The sequence below is a fragment of the Demequina sp. NBRC 110057 genome, from assembly GCF_002090175.1.
Taxonomy (GTDB): Bacteria; Actinomycetota; Actinomycetes; order Actinomycetales; family Demequinaceae; genus Demequina.
On the sequence record NZ_BBRN01000003.1, the window covers coordinates 52211 to 69043 of the forward strand.

Genomic DNA, 16833 nt, shown 5'->3' on the forward strand with positions numbered 1-16833 from the left:
TTGTTTGTGTGGTTTTATCGGGTGAGCCGGACAAGGGAGTTCACCCAGATGTATGCCACGGAGCGACAGCAGCGCATCCTCGAAATCGCGCGCACCGACGGCCGCGTGGAGGTCGCCTCGCTCGCCGAAGCGCTCGAGGTCACCACCGAGACCATTCGCCGCGACCTCACCGCGCTCGAGCACAAGGGCGCCGTCCGCCGCGTTCACGGCGGCGCGATCCCCGCCGAGCGCCTCGAGCTCGAGCCCACGCTCGCCTCCCGCAGCACCCAGCGCACCGACGTGAAGCGCCGCATCGCGGCCCGCGTGCTCGACGAGATCCCCGCGGGTGGCACGGTCCTGCTCGACTCGGGCTCCACCACGCAGGCCCTCGTCGACCTGCTCCCGGCCGATGCCACCCTCACCGTGGTCACGAACTCCATCCCGGCCGCGGCCGCGCTTGCCGGTCGTCCGAACCTTACGCTGCTGATGCTCGGCGGCTCGGTGCGCGGCGCCACCGCGGCGGCCGTGGGCGACTGGACCACCCAGGCCCTCGCGGGGCTCGTGGTCGACGTCGCCGTCCTCGGCACCAACGGGCTGTCCGCCGCGCGCGGCCTCACCACCCCCGACCAGGCTGAGGCACACGCCAAGGCGGCGATGGCAAAGGCCGCGCGCCGCGTCATCGTCGCCACCGACTCCTCCAAGGCCGGCGACGACCACCTCCACCGCTTCGCCTCCCTCGAGCAGGTCGACCTCATCGTCACCGACGGCGACCTCGCCGAGGACATCGCGGAGGAACTTCGCGAGGCCGGCACCGAGGTGGTGTGCGCATGATCGTCACCCTGACCCCCAACCCCAGCGTGGACCGCGCGATCACCGTCACGCGCCTGACCCGCGGTGAGGTCAACCGCGCCGCCGAGGTGCACGTTGACGCCGGCGGCAAGGGCCTGAACGTGGCGCGCGCCATCACCGCTCAGGGCGGCGAGGCCGTCGCCGTCCTCCCCGCGGGCGGCACCGAGGGCACTGTGCTTGGTGAGTTGCTCGACTCCGCCGGCGTGCCGCGGGTCTCGGTCCCCGTCGCGGGCGCCGCGCGCGTCAACATCACCGTCGCGGAGCCGGACGGCACCACCACCAAGCTCAACGAGCCCGGCCCCCTCCTCAGCACCGAGGAACTGACGGCCGTGGTCGACGCCGCCGTGGAGCGCGCCGATGGCGCCGCCTGGCTGGTGGGCTGCGGTTCCCTCCCGCCGTTCGCCCCCTCCGACCTGTACGCCACCCTCGTGGAGCGCGGTCACGCGCGCGGCACCAAGGTCGCGATCGACACGTCCGGCCCCGCGCTCGCCGCGGCCGTCGCGGCCTCGCCCGACCTCATCAAGCCCAACCACGAGGAACTCGCCGAGCTCGTGGGCCGCCCCCTCCCGACCCTCGCCGACGTGCACGATGCAGCCCGCGCCCTGGTCGATGGCGGCATCGCCGTGGTCGCGGTGAGCCTCGGAGCGTACGGCGCCCTCCTCGTGACGGCCTCCGCCGTCCTTCACGCTCGCGCCACCGTCGCCCGTCCGCTGTCGACCGTGGGCGCTGGCGATTGCATGCTCGCAGGACTGCTCCACGGCCTGGCGACCGGGCTCGACGAGGCCGGTGCCCTCACCGCGGCCGTCGCGTGGGGTTCGGCCGCCGTGAGCCTGCCCGGAAGCCGTGTCCCCTCCCCCGACCACCTGGCCGGCGTTCACGTCGACCTCACCACCACCCCCGACCTCACCATGGAGCTGGGTCAGAGCTGACCCACGGAAGGACCGACAATGCCCCTCATCGATGAGACGCAGGTTGTCCTCGACCTCACGGCCGACGACCGCCACGCCGCCACTCGCGTGCTCGCCGAGCGCCTGGTCGCCACCGGACGCTGCACCGACCTCGACGCCTTCCTCGCCGACGTGCGCAAGCGCGAGGAGACCATGGCCACCGGCCTGCCCGGCGGCATCGCCATCCCCCACGCCCGCTCGGCCGCCATCACGGAGCCCACGCTCGGGTTCGGCCGCCTCGCGACGGGGCTCGACTGGGGGGCCAAGGACGGCGCCGCCGACCTCGTGTTCCTCATCGCGGCCCCCGAGGGCGGCGGCGAGGCCCACATGCAGGTCCTGCCCAAGCTGGCCAAGGCCCTCATGAAGAAGGAATTCACCGCCGCGTTGCGCTCCGCGACGTCCGATGCCGAGGTCGTCGCGCTCGTCCAGGCGGAGGTGGGCGAGGTGGTCCAGCCCCCGCAGGCTGCCCCCACTCCCGAGGCTGCCCCGGCTCCCGAGGCGAGCGAGGAGGCGAAGCCGGCCGAGGCATCGGCCGGGCTCACGCTCGTGGGTGTCACCTCGTGCCCCACCGGCATCGCCCACACTTACATGGCGGCCGAGGCGCTCGAGCGCGCCGCCGCCGACGCTGGCCACACGATCCACGTCGAGACCCAGGGCTCGGCGGGCGCCACTCCCCTCACTCCCGAGCAGATCGCCGCCGCCGACGCCGTGATCTTCGCCCACGACGTCGAGGTCCGCAACGCCGATCGCTTCGCAGGCAAGCCGCTGGTCGACGTCGGTGTGAAGAAGGCCATCTCCGACGGCCCCGGCCTCATCGCCCAGGCCGCCGCCAAGGCCGCCGAGTGGCGAGCCAACCCCGAGGCGCGCACGGCGGCGCCGGCTGCCGCTGCATCGGCCGGACTCTCATCGAAGGTCGACAGCAAGGCGGGAATCGGCACCCAGATCCGCCAGTGGCTGATGACCGGAGTCAGCTACATGATCCCGTTCGTCGCCGCGGGCGGCATCCTCATCGCGCTGTCGTTCATGCTCGCGCAGATCGCGCTGGGCGAGAACGGCGCCATCGAGATCGTCAACTACAACCTCACCTCCGACGACGCCTACAACGTCGCGCAGAACTTCGACATCACGTCGCTGACCGCCTGGGCCGCGCTGTTCTATGTGATCGGCGCCGCGTCGTTCGGATTCCTGGTGCCGATCCTGTCCGGCTTCATCGCCTTCGCGATCGCCGACCGGCCCGGCCTGGTGCCCGGCATCGTCGGCGGATCGGTCGCCGCGAGCATGGGCGCGGGCTTCCTGGGCGGCATCGTCACCGGTGTCCTCGGCGGCCTCGTCGCCAAGTGGATCGCCTCGTGGAAGGTGCACAAGGGAGTGCGCGGGGTCATGCCCGTCGTCGTCATCCCGCTGCTGTCGAGCCTCATCACCCTTGGCCTGTTCATCACCCTGCTGGGCGCCCCCATCACCGCGCTGTCCGATGCCCTCAACGAGTGGCTCACGGGCCTCCAGGGCGGATCGGCGTTCGTGCTGGGCCTCATCCTTGGCGCGATGATGGGCTTCGACCTGGGCGGCCCGGTCAACAAGGTGGCCTACTTCTTCGGCACCGCGGGACTGGCCGCGGCCGGCACCGCGACCGACGCCCCCGCCCTCACCATCATGGCCGCCGTCATGGCCGCCGGCATGGTCGCCCCGCTCGCGATGGCCCTCGCCACGACCCTGCGCCCCCAACTCTTCTCGGAGCCCGAGCGCGAGAACGGCAAGGCAGCGTGGCTGCTCGGAGCATCGTTCATCTCCGAGGGCGCCATCCCGTTCGCCGCCGCCGACCCCATCCGCGTGATCGTGTCCTCGGTGTTCGGCTCGGCCCTCACCGGCGGCCTGATCATGGTCTTCGGCGTCACCCTGCGCGCGCCGCACGGCGGCATCTGGGTCCTACCCCTCATGGGCGGCTTCCTGTGGTTCCTCGTCGCCCTCGCGGCCGGCGTGGCCCTCACCACCGCCATCGTGCTGGTCCTCAAGTCCCGCGACCGCAAGAACGTGACCGCCACCGCCTAACCCCCTCAACCTCACCCCAAGGAGAACTGTCATGGCACAACGCACCGTCACCATCGCATCGTCCGTCGGCCTTCACGCCCGCCCCGCCTCACTGTTCGTCGAGGCAGCCCAGGAGACGGGCCTCGACGTCGAGATCGGCCGCGCCGGCGAGGACGCCGTCGACGCGACGAGCATCCTGGGCGTCATGGCGCTCGGCGCCAAGCACGGCGAGGAGGTGGTGCTCACCGCCGAGGGCGACGGCGCCGACGCCGCCCTCGACTCGCTCGTGGCACTGCTCTCGCGCGACCTCGACGCGGAGGGCTGACATGTCCGGCGACATCCGCACGGGCGTGGGCGTCAGCGCCGGGACCGTGGCCGGGCCGGTGGTGCAGGTCGCGCCGCCGGTGAGGCCCCCGGCCGACGAGCCCGCCCCCGCCGACTCGGGAGCCGCCGTCGACGCGGTGCTCGGCGCCTTTGCGGCTGTCGCCACCGACCTCGACGAGCGCGCCGCCGCGGCCGACGAGCACGCCAGGCCCATCCTCAAGGCCACCGCGCTCATCGCCCGCGACAAGCAACTCGCCAAGGAGGCCGGCAAGCAGGTCGGCGCCGGCAAGGGTCCCGCCACCGCGATCGCCGCGGCCATCGAGACCTACGCCGCGCAGTTTGAGGCCCTGGGCGGATACTTCGCCGAGCGCGTCACGGACCTACGGGACGTGGGCTCGCGAGCCGTGGCCGCCGTGCTCGGGGTGCCGATGCCGGGGGTGCCTTTCTTGGAGGGGCCGTCCGTCATCGTCGCCGAGGACCTTGCCCCCGCCGAGACGGCCGCGCTCGACCGCACCAAGGTGGTCGCGATCGTCACCGAGGCCGGAGGCCGCACCTCGCACACCGCCATCCTCGCCGCACAGATGGGCATCCCCGCCGTGGTCCAGGTGGAGGGGGCGACCGCCATTGCTTCCGGCACCGTCGTCGCTGTCGACGGCGACTCGGGCGAGGTCACCCTCGACCCCGACCTGGAGCTGATCGAGGCGCAGCGAGTGCGACGTGAGAAGCGGGCCGCTGCGCTCGCCGAAGTGTCCGGGCCGGGCCGCACGGCGGACGGCCATCCGGTCGCGCTGCTGGCGAATATTGGCGGCGTGGACGATGCCGTCGCGGCCGGCGCTCAGGACCTCGAGGGTGTGGGGCTGTTCCGTACCGAGTTTGTGTACCTCGCGGCGACCACGATGCCGTCGGTCGAGGAGCAGGCCGATGTCTACCGCGCCGTGCTGGCGCCCTTCGATGGCCGCCGCGTGGTGGTCCGCACGCTCGACGCGGGCGCCGACAAGCCGCTCGCGTTTGCGAACCTGGGCGAGGAGGAGAACCCGGCGCTGGGTCGCCGGGGCCTGCGACTGTGCCAGGCGATGCCCGAGCTGATCGACTCGCAGCTGTCGGCGCTGGCGCTAGCGGCGCGCGACACCGGCGCCGACGTCAAGGTCATGGCGCCCATGGTCGCGACGGCCGAGGAGGCCGCCTGGTTCGCCTCGCGTGTGCGGGCGGCGGGCCTCCCCGCCGCCGGCGTGATGATCGAGGTTCCCGCGGCGGCGCTGCGCTCGCGCCACGTGCTGGCCGAGGTCGACTTCGGCTCGCTCGGCACCAACGACCTGGCCCAGTACACGATGGCTGCCGACCGTATGGAGGGCGCGCTATCCGACCTGCTGGACCCCTGGCAGCCGGCCGTCCTCGACGTGGTGGCCGCCGCGTGTGCCGGCGGCGCCGAGACCGGCAAGCCGGTGGGCGTGTGCGGCGAATCCGCCGGCGACCCCTATCTGGCCCTGGTGCTGGCGGGCCTCGGCGTCGCGAGCCTGTCGATGGCACCGTCCAAGGTGCCCGCCGTCAAGCTCGCGCTGTCGCTGCACAGCATCGCGGAATGCCGGAACCTGGCCGAGGTCGCGCGTGCCGCATCGTCGGCCGTCGCTGCTCGCGATGCGGTGCGTGCGGCCGCGAACCCGGATCTGTCCGCGATCCTTTAACCCCGCCCGTTCCAGGCCCGGCGCCGCCGGTCACGCCCTCCCCTCATGGCGTGGCCGGCGGCGCCATGGTGACTGTCGCGTGCCTAGACCTGAGCCGCGAACGCCGCGGCGCGCAACTGCATGTCGGCGATCTGGACCTGGCGCGCCTCCTCGACGTCGAAGCCCTCGTACCAGGTCTTGGGCGGACGCCTCGCGTTAGCGGAGCACTGGAAGTCCTCGCAGATCAGCGAGCCGAGGGTATTGCCGTTCTTGCCCGCCTTGCCCGAGCGCTTCGCGTTGTACAGGACCACGTCGTTGGGAAGTGACGCGTCGTTGCACCACGAGCACTGCGCTCGCGTGCGGGGCATCGAGCCCGGGTGGCGGAACAGGATGCCGATGAGGTCGCCCTCGAGCGTGGGGACGACCGCGTAGGCGCGGCGTGCCAGCTTGGGGTCGCGCCAGCCGAGGAAGTCGAGCCGGTCCCAGTCGAGGGTGTCGAAGTCGGCGGGCAGCGCGAGGTCGGAGACCTCCTTGCGGGAGGCGTTGATGAAGGAGGCGCGCAGGGACTTGTCGGTCAGGGGAAGCATGAGGTGTCGCTTTCTGCGATGCCCGCGGCGCTCGGGGCGCACACGCGGGCGGGGTTTTCAGGGTCGACGCTGTGGGCCGCGCCTGGTGGCGCAGCCCGGGGCGGGATTACCTGATGCCGGCGCAACGCGCGCCGACCACCTCCTGGAAGCTCACCCCTCAAGTCTACGGCTCTCGAAACGTTGTCATCGAACTCGTGCGCGCTAAGCAGGCTGGCGCGAAATCGATACCGCCCCATGCCGTTGTGTTCACGCAACCCGAGCCGCCATCACATCAGCGAAGCAACCTCATTGGCACGCGATTAGGCGACGAGAGAGCCCAGGGTCGCCAGAGCCCAGCGTCAAAACCTGTTTAGAACTTCAATGCAGTAACTCTCGGCGGCCGAGATATAGTGTGGTCGTCACCGCGCACCGCTCGGAGCTTGCACTCAAAAGATAAGATGGAGAGATTTGTGTTAAACCTCGAAGATGAGATCGAAGCGGGCCGTCGGGAGATTTTCACCGATTCGTACTCAATGTCACTCGGTGAGCTTTCGAATCTCTACCGAGACGGCGAACTCGACGTCCACCCCGAGTTCCAAAGAGTATTCCGCTGGCAAGATACTCAAAAGACTCGTCTCATCGAGAGCATCCTGCTGGGCATACCCCTACCGTCGATCTTCGTAGCACAATCCGCCGACGGTGCGTGGGATGTGGTCGACGGCGTTCAGAGGCTCTCGACGATACTCCAGTTTCAAGGTCTGTTGACCGACGATGAGGGCGAGCCAATGCCTCCCATTCGGCTCGAAGGAACACGGCTTCTACCTTCGCTTGAAGGTAAACAATGGGAAAGCAAGTCGCCGGAAAATTCGCTTACTCAGGCGCAACGCCTTGACTTCAAGCGCGCCAAGATCGACTTGAAGATAGTTCAGCGTCAATCGAGTCCTGAGAGCAAGTTTGATCTGTTCCAGCGCCTCAACTCGTATGGCTCCCAATTGACGCCACAAGAGGTCCGAAGCTGTATTCTCATCGGAACGAACCGTGATTTCTACTACTGGATGCTCGACCTCGCTAGCAACAAAGACTTTCTCGCAACAGTCGCACTGAGTGAACGTCTTATTCGGGAGCAATACCATCTCGAACTTGCACTCAGGTTCATTGTCTTCCGACGCATGGAAGCCAACGCGATTCGCAGGATCGGCAACTTGGGCGATTACCTTACATCTGAGGCGATTCGGCTTGCCAACGATACTGAATTTGACCGCGACGCCGAAAGTACGGCCTTTGCCAAGACGTTCGCACACCTCAATTCCACTGCAGGTGACCGCGCATTCAAGAAGTGGAACGCCGATAAGGGATCGTTCATGGGCGCCTTTATCAATACGTCCTTCGAAGTCATCGGCATGGGCCTCGGATACCATGCAAACGATTACGATTCCCTCGACGATATCGATGCCCTCGAACTCGCAAAGGAATTCTGGACCAAAGAAGACTACGGAAAAGGTTTCGCTACAGGCGTACGAGCCGAAACGCGGATGGGAAAAAGTATCCCGATGGGGCGCCAACTCTTCGAGAAATAAGGGACGCGCGAAGCATGGCCACGCAACTAGAGTTTCTCGTTGACGAGCTCGACGGAGACCTTGCGTCGCGGAAGCGTGAGATCTCGGACCTGAGGCAACTAACTACACAGGCGTCGGGCGCACGGCAAGACCTTTTGGCTCGCAGTTGCCAGGTGATGACGTACGCGCATTGGGAAGGGTTCACGAAGTTTGCACTTGGCCGGTACCTTGAGTTCATCTGTTCACGTCAGTTACCGGTCGGCAGCCTAAAGCCCGGACTACAGGCCCTGGCACTGCGAGGTCGGGTTCATGGGATTGATCGCGAACGACGAGACGTTTCCGAGATGATAGGCCTAATCAGTCATTTTGATGCGCGATCTACGGATATTTTCTCCGTCGACTCGAGTCGCCTGTTGCGGTTCGGTAACCTCGACACTTCTGGCCTTAGTAGTGTCCTATCGTGTCTGGGCCTCGCGTATAAATCTGTTTATGCGACACGACAAAATTTCATTGACGAAGTTCTATGCGGTAGACGACACAGGATCGCACATGGCGAGTGGCAGCCAATTCAAATTCACGAGGCGATTCAGGTTACACACGACACCCTTATGCTGTGCGACGAACTAAATACGCAGATTCAAGAAGCCGCTGTGTACGAACTATACAAGATCTAGCGCCAGTGATATTCGATTAGAAGAGAAGGGGCCATCGGCCGATCACGAGTTTTATCTACGTATTGCAAGCGCCTTGGCGAGGCAGCTTGGGAGCCGTTTTGATTAGGATCTCTTATCGCGCCGAGTTCACGGAATTTTGCACAAGTCGCGAGGCTTTCACTGTCTTCGCTTGGTACGACTGACACCGTAAGCATGGAACTCAGGTCACGGTCCGCATGGTCTGGCTAAGGGCTACTGCGGACACCATTGGACTATCTCGCGGGCACATCCATCTGGGGAGGCTCCGCGGTCCCCGCAGGCTCACCACCTAACCGCCAACAACAAGTCACGATGAACGAGAGGGTGATGGGCGATCACTCACCCATCACCCTCTCATCTTGCGTGAAACCGCTACCGCAGCACGGCCTCGAACTTCTCCGACGCAGCAGCAATGATCGCCTCGCGCACACCAAGCACCTCGTCAGCCGACAAGGTGTGATCCGCCGCGCGCAGGCGCACGTTGATGGCCACCGACTTGCGGCCCTCACCCACCTGCTCACCCGTGAACACGTCGAATACGGTCGCGTCCTCCACCAGGTCTCCCCCGGCGTGCTTCACGACGTTCACCAGGTCGCCCGCGGCCACCTCGGTAGAAACGACGAACGCGAAGTCCTCCTTCGCGAGCACCTGCTGCGACACGGGAGTCGCCGCGGCGATGACGCCGTCGGACTCGCGGATCAGCGGGTCCAAGACCACCTCGAACGCCACGGAACGCGGCGGAAGGCCCAGCGTCTCGCACACCTTGGGGTGCAACTCGCCGGCGTGGCCGACGAACTCGCCGTTGTCCAGCCAATAGGTCGCGCCGCGCCCGGGGTGCCACGGCATGCGCGCCCCCTGCGTGACGGACACGGCTACCCCGGCAGCGGAGGCCACACGCTCGACGGCGGCGAGGGCGTCGGCCCAGCCCCACGCCGTCGCGTGTCCATTCCAGCCCGCGGGCACGCGGTTGCCCGCCATGATGCCGGCCACGCGGCGCGGCTGACCCGGCAGGGCCTCGTTGAGCGCCTCGACCTCGGACGGCGCGATGCCGCCATCGGTCGAGTCCACCGTCGGCAGCGTGCCGATGTGCTTGGCCTGGTACGCCCGGCCCAGCTCGTACACGGCAACATCCTGCGCGCCGCGGCCCAGGTTGACGCGCACCGCGTCGACCAGCGTGGCGAGCATGGTGGTGCGCATGAGCGGCAGCTCGGCCGAGAGCGGGTTGGCGAGCGCCACCCAGTCGCGGCGCGGGTCCTCGTCGGGGATGCCCAGGTCGTCAAGGCGCGACTCGGAGATGAACGGGTACGTCAGCACCTCGGTGAGGCCCGACTCGGCGAGCGTGCGCGCCACCGCGCGGCGGACCTTCTGCCCGTGCGTCAGCCCACGCCCGGGAGGCGCGACGGGCAGCACGGACGGCAGGTTGTCGTAGCCACGCAGGCGCGCGACCTCCTCGACGAGCGTGATCGCCGAGTCAAGGTCGGGGCGCCACGTGGGCGGCGTCACGAGCAGCGACTCATAGTCGCGGTCGACCACGCAGCCGACCTTCTCGAGCGCGTCCACGACCTCGTCGGCCGGGTACTCGACGCCCACGATGGTAGAGGGATACGCCACGTCCATCGCGATCTGCTCGGGCGCGACCGTCTCGTCGAGGTCCGTGTAGACGTCCTCGATCTTGCCGCCGCCGAACTCCTGCATCAGGCTCAGCGCGCGCTCGACCGCCGCGACCTGCAGGCGCGTGTCCACGCCGCGCTCGAAGCGTCGCGACGCCTCCGAGCCCAGGCGGTGACGCCGCGCCGTGCGGGCGATCGTGACGGCGTCGAAGTGCGCCGCCTCCAGCAGGATGTCCGTGGTCGCGTCGGAGACCTCGGTCTCCGCGCCGCCCATGACACCGGCCAGCCCGATGGCACGCGCACCATGGCCGCCGGCCGAGTCCGCGATGACCAGGTCCTCGGCGTGCAGCTCTCGCGTCACGTCGTCGAGGGTGGTCAGCTTCTCGCCGGCCGATGCCCTTCTCACCACGATCGGCTCGCTCACCTGAGCGAGGTCGTAGGCGTGCAGGGGCTGGCCCAGCTCGAGCATCACGTAGTTGGTGACGTCGACGGCGAGCGAGATCGGGCGCATGCCCGCCTGCTCGAGGCGACGCTTCATCCACGAAGGCGAGGCGGCATCGGCCGAGAAGCCGGTGAGGCGACGCGCGACGAAGCGGTCGCAGCCCACCCGGCCGCGCACGGGCGTGCCGTCCTCGACGACCACACCGAAGCCGTCGCCGGCGCTGCCGGTGACCGCGACATCGGCCGGATCCCTGAAAACCTGCCCGGTCGAGTGGCTGTACTCACGCGCCACACCGCGCACGGAGAACGAGTAACCGCGGTCGGGGGTGACGTTGATCTCGATGGTCGACTCGTCGAGGCCCAGCAGGCCGATGGCCGATGCGCCGGGCACCAGGTCCTCCTCGGCCACGAGGCCGGGGAAGGTCACCTCGGAGGCGCCCGAAGGCGACGCGAGCACGATGATGCCGTCGTGGTCCTCGCCCAGGCCCAGCTCCTTGGCCGAACAAATCATGCCGTCCGACCAGTGGCCGTAGGTCTTGCGCCCGCCGATGGGGAACGGGCCGGGCAGCACGCCGCCGGGAAGGATGCACACCACGAAGTCGCCCTCGTGGAAGTTGTGCGCGCCACACACGATGCCCTTGGAGGAGGGGTACTCCTCCTTGTTGTCGGGCTTGTGGCCGGGGCCGGCGGGGTCGTTGTGCTCACCCACGTCCACGCGGCAGTAGTTGACGGTCTTGCCGTTGGAGGCGACCTCCTTGACCTGCGACAGCACGCGGCCGATGACGAGCGGACCGGTGATGCCGCCGCCCTCGATGCCCTCCTCCTCGAGGCCCACCTTGACGAGCGCCGCGGCGACGTCCTCGGGGGTCGAGCCGGGGACGAGGTCGACGGACTCCTCAAGCCACTTGAGCGGAATCTTCGGCACGTCTAGATCTCCATTCCGAACTGCTGGGAGAAGCGAATATCGCCCTCGACCATGTCACGCATGTCCTTGACTCCGTGACGGAACATCAGGGTGCGCTCGACGCCCATGCCGAACGCGAAGGCGGTGTACTCGTCGGGATTGATGCCTGCCGAGCGCAGCACGTTGGGGTGCGTCATGCCGCAGCCGCCCCACTCGATCCAGCCGGTGCCCGAGCAAGTGCGGCAGTCGTTGTCCGCGCCGCCGCACACGAAGCAGCGTAGGTCCATCTCCGCGCTGGGCTCCGTGAAGGGGAAGAAGGACGGGCGCAGGCGCGTCACGGCATCGGGCCCGAAGAGGCTGCGCGCGAAGGCGTCAAGGGTGCCCTTGAGGTGCGCCATCGTGAGGCCCTTGTCGACGGCGAGGCCCTCGATCTGGTGGAACACCGGGGTGTGCGTCGCGTCGAGCTCGTCGGTGCGGAACGTCTTGCCCGGGCACACCACGTAGATGCCGCGGCCCTCGTTCTGGAGGGCGTCGCGGCGTTCGAGCGCGGCACGCACCTGCACCGGCGAGGTGTGGGTGCGCAGCACGATGCCGGCCTCGGGCGGGTCGATGAAGAACGTGTCCTGCATCTCGCGCGCGGGGTGGTCGGGGTCGAAGTTGAGGGCGTCGAAGTTGAACCACTCCGCCTCCATCTCCGGGCCCTCGGCGACCTCCCAGCCCATCGCGACGAACGTGTCGCACATGAGCTCCTGCATGGTCTCCAAGGGGTGGCGGGCGCCCTTCAGCTCGCGGCTCACGGGGAGGGTGACGTCGACGGTCTCCTCGACGAGGACGCGGGCGTCGCGCTCCGCCTCCAACTCCTCCTGGCGGCCGGCGATGGCCTGGTTCACGCGGCCACGGGCCTTGCCCATGTTCTTGCCGGCGGTGGCCTTGTCGGCGGGCTCGAGGCCGCCGATCTGGCGGTTGGCGAGCGTCAGGGCCGCCTTGTCGCCGGTGTGGGCGAGGCGCGCCTCCTTCAGCTCGTCGAGGTCGGTGGCGGCGGCGATGGCCGCGAGGGCCTCCGTGACGGCCGCGTCGACGGCGGCACCGTCGAGGGGGGAGATCTCAGTCATGGCTGCTTTCCTGAGTGTTCGGGGGTCTGGGGGAAGTCTATCGGCGGGCGAGCGCATCGCTCCGTGCGGTCGATTGCGTCTCACCACTGCCCCTTAGCCACGTCAAATGGATCCATTTGGCTTGCCTAAGGCCGCTAACGAGGGGAAATCAACCGCGGCAAGGCCCGGGGGTTCTCCCCGGGCCTAGATAAACAGCGAAGGTGCGGCGCTCACCGGAGCGGCCGACTCCCGCGGCACGGCGGCGCGGGCCATGACGGCCTGGGGCTGCTCGCTCGTGCTCATGCGGACCACTCTAACGCTCCCCGCGGTGGATTCCCCCTCATCAAGGCCCTTAGACGCACCAAAGGGATCCATGTGACGGAAGAAGGTTAGGAGCCTGCGATGCCTGCCAGGCCCACGAGGATCATCGCGCCCGCGCACGTGTTGATCAGCGGCAGCGCGATCCTCAACTTGTCGGGGATCTCGGAGTTCTTGACCACGAGCACAGACGAGAAGAACAGCAGGATGGCAAGTACGAAGCCCAGCATCGAGGCCGACAACACCAAGAGCAGCGGCGCGAACATCGCGATCTTCTCGAACCGCGACGCGTGCGCGCCGAACCGGTACAGCTCCTGCTCGCCCAGGTACAGGGTCTGGAAGCCGGGGATCATCCCGCGCGCCGTGATGCGCGCCGTCTTCCCGTTCCTCAGCGGCACTGTCCATCCCCCGCCACGGCGCGACAGCGCGACGCCGTCGACCAGGATCGAGTAGAAGATTCCCTGCGCGCCCTTGAGCTCCACGGTGCCGGCGGCGCCGGGCACGTCCAGGGGGATGAGATTGCCAGCCATGGTCCTGCCTTCGTTGATGTCGCAGTGAGGCTAGCACCGGCCGTGTTGCGCTCAGATGTCCGTCCGCTTCAGACGGACGATGCGGTGGCCGGGCTCGCGCCGTACGCGCGCCCCTTATGGGTCGCCTTGCCGTCCACGAGCGCCTCGTCCGCCGCCGCGAGCAGCGCCGTGAGGTCGTGCCCGGCACGCGTCGCCAGGGCGTACCCGAGAGTGACGTCGACGCCGGCGTCCGCGGCCTCCGCCACCCCGTCCGCGAGCGCGGTCGCGGTCATGGCGCGCAGCCGCTCGGCGACGTCCGCCGGCTCTCCCCTGGCGCCGATGCGCATGACGACCACGAACTCGTCACCGCCGGTGCGCGCCGTCACGTCCCTGGCGCGGGTGGCCGACCTCAACGCGTCGGCGACCGCGACGATGGCCCTGTCCCCCGCGTCGTGGCCGTGGGTGTCGTTCAGGCGCTTGAAGCGGTCGAGGTCCAGCGCGGCGACCATCACCTCGCTGCCGTCACGATGCGCGGCGGCGAGCAGGGCGTCGGCCGCGCGCGTGAGTTCCGCGCGGTTGGCTAGGCCCGTGAGCGGGTCGGTCGCGGAGCGCCGCAGCGCGTCCCTTGCCGGCCGCCAATACCGGATGGCCATGGCCACGACGAGCCCCGACAGCGCGAGCGACACTGCGGTGAGCGCCGCGAGGCGGGCAGCGGAGTTGGCCGCCGCCGGGGCGAGCGCCTCGACGGGAGCGCTGAGGCGAAGCACCCAGTCCACGCCGGCATCGGCCTGAAGGGATCGCTCGAGCAGGACGGTGTCCCCCACCTGCGTGATGCCGTCATCCCCCTGGGCGGCGGCATCCGAGTCGGCCGTCTCGTCGGACGAGGCGACGACCACGTCGTCCTCCGTCACGACCGTCGCCGAGCTTCCCTCGCCCAGCGGCACGTCCTCGATAATCTCCACGAGCTGCTGCTGCTCGAACTTGGCAGCCACCACCGCCGTGAGCTCGCCGTCGTCGCGCACTCCCTTGGCGGGGGCGACGTAGGTGCCCTCGATGAACTTGCCGTCGTAGGGCTCGGTCCACGACAGCCCCACCACAGTGGCGCCGGCCTGGTACCAGGCCGTCTCGAGGGCCGATGTGGTGGTGGTCTCCTCGCGTCGGGCGGCCTCACGGCCCTGCTCGTCAAACGTCACGACCGTCATGAGGAAGGACTCCTCGTCCGCGTGTGCCGTCCATCGGGCCTCGAACCCGCCGTCCACGTGGCTGACCGCGGCGACCCTGCCGTCGGACAGGCCGAGCATCAGCCCGGACACCGACTCCTCGTCTCGCAGGATGTCCATCAGCATGGGGCCGGCCTCGGCAAGGTCCTCCGCCAGGTCGTCGAGGTCGCCGTCCTCGACCTGGGCGTGGACCCGCTCCAGCACGTCGGCACCGTCCTCGACGTAGTGGGTGACCCGGGTCTCGACCACGTCTCCCACGTAGCCGTACGTGTCGCGCAGCTCCTGCTTGGCGGCTCGGGTGGTGAGCCACGCATCCCCCAGCGTCAGAAACAGCTGAAGCGCCACGAGCGCGCCGGCGATCACCGCCACGCGCGCGAGCGTGCGCGGGCTGGGTGCGGAGTGCGCGCGGGCACGCGCACGGGGGCGCCGAGGGGACATGCCTCGAGTCTCCCGGCGCGGTCGTCCCGTCCCCGCGGGACCTTGGACCCGAGGACGCGTACCTCACGGGCCGGGACGCGTGAGATACGTCTCAGTCGTGCGCCGGGACGTCCTCGGACGGGCAGCTGTTGCCGTCGTAGACCTCGCCCTTGCCCATCTGCTTGCCGCGGATGAGCGCGGTGTCGGCGCGGGTCAGCAGCGCGCGCAGGTCGGTCTCACCGTCGATCGCCTCCGCGACTCCCATGGTGAGGCCCACGCTTCCGGCAACGTCGATCCTTGTCTGCAGCTCGCGCTCCACGTCGGAGCGCACACGCTCGGCGACCGTGACAGCATCGGCCCTGCGCCTCAGTACCTGCACCGTCACAAACTCGTCGCCGCCCAGGCGCGCCACCACGTCGCCCTCGCGCACGGCGCTGCGCAGCGCCATGGCGACGCCGATGAGCACACGGTCGCCGGCATCGTGCCCGTACTCGTCGTTGATGCCCTTGAACCCGTCGAGGTCGAGCATCGTCACCATCATGCGGTCCCCGCGCGACCGCGCGCCGGCCACGAGCCGTCCGCCGCGACGCATCAGCTCGGGACGGTTCGCGAGGCCCGTCAGCGGGTCCATCGTGGCGCGCTCACGCATGCGCTTCAGCGGGTGACGCAGCCGCAGCGCGAACACCACCGCTCCGATCACGATGAGCAGTGACGCGCCGGTCACCCACCCGAGGGTGCGGCCAAGGTCCCCCAGCCCGGACGACAGCTGCGACTCGTCGGCCGTGATGTGAATGACCCAGTCGAGCTTCTCCTCCCCCGGGAAGGTGCGGTCCAGCAGGATGACGGAGCCGGAGCGGGTGAACTCGGTGGCGTCGGCGCGCGTGGGCGGGTCCGAGTGCTCAAGGCCAAGGTCCGATGCCGTGGGCACCCGGTCCGCGGCCGCCGCGATCGCGCGTAGCTCGTCCGCGTAGGACGTGGGCGCGGCGATCACCTGCTCCGTGGGCGTGAGGATGAACGCCTCGGCGCCGTCGCCGTAGGGAAGGTCGTCGAGCACGCCGCCCAGCATGTCGAGGTTGAGGTCGGCGCCCACCACTGCCGTCTCGCGCCCATGAACCGTCGCGGCCTGCGCCACGGACTCGAGCGTGTTGGAGGTGTCGAACTCAAGGTACGGATCCGTCCAGACGGTGCCGCTCTCGCTGCTTCCGGCCACGTACCAGGGGCGCACCCGCGGGTCGTAGTCCTCCAGCGGATCCGTGTCCGCCACGGGCTCGAACGTGGTGTCGAGAAGGTCGGCGGTGACGGTGCCGTCGGCAGCCCCCGTGTACTGCGCGAACCCGGTGCCCACGCGCCTCAGCACCAGGTAGGCGCCGTCCGGCCAGCCGATGTACACGGCGCGCACCGTGGGCTCGCGCTTGAGGCGCTCCTGGACCGAGGCCGTGAGGTCCTCGCGGGTCACCTCGTCGGTGCGCGACAGCTGCTGAGCGGTCCCCACCACGACGTCCCTGGCCGACTCGGCGTAGCGCGCCACGCGCTCCTCGGTGAGGTCACCCACGTAGCCGTAGGTGTCGAGCGCCGCGGCGTCGAGCTGGCGCGAGGCGAGCACCACTCCCGCGATAGTCGCTCCCGCCTGCAGCAGCACGATGCCGACCACGACCCCGATCGCGATGAAGTACCCGCGCGAGCGCGTGGGCAGCTTCCGGGAGAACATGCACCTAAGATATGCG

General features: G+C 68.9%; 13 protein-coding genes. 7 read left to right on the top strand and 6 right to left on the bottom strand.

Annotation, left to right across the window (positions count from 1 at the left end; all coding sequences use genetic code 11):
- Window positions 1-48 precede the first annotated feature (48 nt).
- The 5 genes from B7K26_RS00265 to ptsP are packed head-to-tail and all read left to right on the top strand — an operon-like array spanning window position 49 to window position 5806.
- Window positions 49-810, top strand: a complete 762-nt coding sequence (locus B7K26_RS00265) for a DeoR/GlpR family DNA-binding transcription regulator (protein ID WP_084076697.1) — start codon at window positions 49-51, stop codon at window positions 808-810.
- Window positions 807-1757 (top strand): 1-phosphofructokinase, encoded by a 951-nt coding sequence (gene pfkB / locus B7K26_RS00270; protein WP_084076698.1) that lies wholly within the window; start codon window positions 807-809, stop codon window positions 1755-1757. Before B7K26_RS00265 ends, pfkB begins: the two co-directional genes overlap by 4 nt.
- A gap of 18 nt (window positions 1758-1775) precedes the next feature.
- Window positions 1776-3821, top strand: coding sequence for a fructose-specific PTS transporter subunit EIIC (locus B7K26_RS00275; protein ID WP_084076699.1), 2046 nt, complete (start codon window positions 1776-1778; stop codon window positions 3819-3821).
- A gap of 31 nt (window positions 3822-3852) precedes the next feature.
- Window positions 3853-4125 (top strand): HPr family phosphocarrier protein, encoded by a 273-nt coding sequence (locus tag B7K26_RS00280; RefSeq protein WP_084076700.1) that lies wholly within the window; start codon window positions 3853-3855, stop codon window positions 4123-4125.
- A gap of 1 nt (window position 4126) precedes the next feature.
- On the top strand, window positions 4127-5806 hold the full coding sequence (gene ptsP, locus B7K26_RS00285) for a phosphoenolpyruvate--protein phosphotransferase (protein ID WP_084076701.1): 1680 nt from the start codon (window positions 4127-4129) through the stop codon (window positions 5804-5806).
- Between the two features lie 83 nt (window positions 5807-5889).
- Here the strand turns inward: ptsP and B7K26_RS00290 are convergent, their stop codons facing one another.
- Window positions 5890-6372: an FBP domain-containing protein gene (locus B7K26_RS00290; RefSeq protein ID WP_084076702.1), complete on the bottom strand. Its 483-nt coding sequence runs from the start codon at window positions 6370-6372 to the stop codon at window positions 5890-5892.
- 449 nt (window positions 6373-6821) lie between these two features.
- On the opposite strand from B7K26_RS00290, the gene B7K26_RS00295 reads away from it, so the two are divergent.
- Together B7K26_RS00295 and B7K26_RS13210 are read left to right on the top strand one after the other, a co-directional pair.
- Window positions 6822-7928: a DUF262 domain-containing protein gene (locus tag B7K26_RS00295; RefSeq protein ID WP_159449556.1), complete on the top strand. Its 1107-nt coding sequence runs from the start codon at window positions 6822-6824 to the stop codon at window positions 7926-7928.
- A 14-nt stretch (window positions 7929-7942) separates the two neighbouring features.
- Window positions 7943-8581 (top strand): MAE_28990/MAE_18760 family HEPN-like nuclease, encoded by a 639-nt coding sequence (locus B7K26_RS13210; protein WP_159449557.1) that lies wholly within the window; start codon window positions 7943-7945, stop codon window positions 8579-8581.
- Window positions 8582-8971: 390 nt separating this feature from the next.
- On the opposite strand, the gene pheT is transcribed toward B7K26_RS13210, so the two are convergent.
- The 5 genes from pheT to B7K26_RS00320 form a co-directional block, all read right to left on the bottom strand.
- Complete coding sequence (pheT, locus tag B7K26_RS00300; RefSeq protein WP_084076704.1) at window positions 8972-11575, bottom strand: phenylalanine--tRNA ligase subunit beta; 2604 nt, start codon at window positions 11573-11575, stop codon at window positions 8972-8974.
- A gap of 2 nt (window positions 11576-11577) precedes the next feature.
- Window positions 11578-12666: a phenylalanine--tRNA ligase subunit alpha gene (gene pheS, locus B7K26_RS00305; protein ID WP_084076705.1), complete on the bottom strand. Its 1089-nt coding sequence runs from the start codon at window positions 12664-12666 to the stop codon at window positions 11578-11580.
- Between the two features lie 368 nt (window positions 12667-13034).
- Window positions 13035-13493: a hypothetical protein gene (locus B7K26_RS00310; RefSeq protein WP_084076706.1), complete on the bottom strand. Its 459-nt coding sequence runs from the start codon at window positions 13491-13493 to the stop codon at window positions 13035-13037.
- Between the two features lie 68 nt (window positions 13494-13561).
- Window positions 13562-15130 (bottom strand): diguanylate cyclase, encoded by a 1569-nt coding sequence (locus B7K26_RS00315; protein ID WP_084076707.1) that lies wholly within the window; start codon window positions 15128-15130, stop codon window positions 13562-13564.
- 91 nt (window positions 15131-15221) lie between these two features.
- Window positions 15222-16817: a diguanylate cyclase gene (locus tag B7K26_RS00320; RefSeq protein WP_084076708.1), complete on the bottom strand. Its 1596-nt coding sequence runs from the start codon at window positions 16815-16817 to the stop codon at window positions 15222-15224.
- Window positions 16818-16833 lie beyond the last annotated feature (16 nt).